Raw genomic sequence first — 1,349 nt, forward strand, 5'->3', positions numbered from 1 at the left:
GTGATGCTGGCCGTCAAGCCGGTCGGGTTGCTGACCGTATAGTTGCTGGCCAGGCCAGTCGCCGTATCCAGCAAGGTGGTGCCCGTTACCGTCACGGTTTTACCATTGGCCGCGTTCTTGTCGCTAAACACCGCGCTCTGGCCACCAAAGCCCAGCGTTTCGCCGCCCACCAGGCCATTCAAGACGCCGCCGGACAGGCTGGCTTGCGCATTGCCGTCATAGACCTTATTGCCCGCCAGCTGGCCCGTCACCGTCAAGGCCTTGGCCGTGATGCTGGCCGTCAAGCCGGTCGGGTTGCTGACCGTATAGTTGCTGGCCAGGCCAGTCGCCGTATCCAGCAAGGTCGTGCCCGTTACCGTCACGGTTTTGCCATTGGCCGCGTTCTTGTCGCTGAACACGGCGCTCTGGCCACCAAAGCCCAGCGTCTCACCGGCCACCAGCCCGCTCAAGACGCCGCCGGACAGGCTGGCCAGGACATTGCCGTCATAGACCTTATTGCCGGCCAGCTGGCCCGTCATCGTCAGAGCCTTCGGCGTGATGCTGGCCGTCAAGCCGGTCGGGTTGCTGACCGTATAGTTGCTGGCCAGGCCGGTGCTGGTATCGATCAGGGTCGTTCCCGTTACCGTCACGGTCTTGCCGTTGGCCGCGTTCTTGTCGCTGAACACGGCCGTCTGGCCGCCAAAGCCCAGCGTTTCTCCGCCCACCAGGCCGCTCAAGACACCGCCGGACAGGCTGGCCAGAACATTGCCGTCATAGACTTTATTGCCGGCCAGCTGGCCCGTCATCGTCAGAGCCTTCGGCGTGATGCTGGCCGTCACGCCGGTCGGGTTGCTGACCGTGTAGTTGCTGGCCAGGCCAGTACCGTCCGCCAGGCTGGCGCCGCTGACGGTCACGGCTTTATTCGTGCCAGCATTCTTGTCGTCAAACTTGCCCGTCAAGCCGGACAGCGTCAGCGTTTCATTGTTGACCAGGCCGCCCAGGGCGCCACCCGACAGGCTGACATCGAAGGTGCCGTCATAGACCTTGCTGCCGGCCGTGACGCCGTTTACCGTCAGGGCCTTCGGCGTGATGTTGGCCAGCAAGCCGGTCGGGTTGTCCACCGTGTAGTTGCTGGCCAGGCCGCCGGCGCCATTGGCCAGCTGTGCGCCGCTGACCGTCACCGCGATATTATTCCCCGCATTCGGCGTGGCGAAGCTGCCATTCAAGCCGGACAGGGTCAGGCTTTCGCCCTCCACCAGGCCCTGCAAAACGCCGCCCGTCAAGCCAGCGACTTTCGTGCCGTCGTAGTCGCGGCTGGCCGCCACCACGCCGCTCACCGTCAGCGCCTTCGGCGTGATGTTGGCCAGCAA

General features: G+C 64.5%; 1 protein-coding gene. It reads right to left on the reverse strand.

The genetic code is table 11. From position 1 onward, the window contains the following. The coding region (locus AC07VL_RS27980; protein ID WP_494808748.1) for a YDG domain-containing protein at positions 1 to 1,349 on the reverse strand (1,349 nt) is incomplete at both ends.

Source organism: Janthinobacterium sp. GW821-FHT03C08 (genome assembly GCF_059420905.1).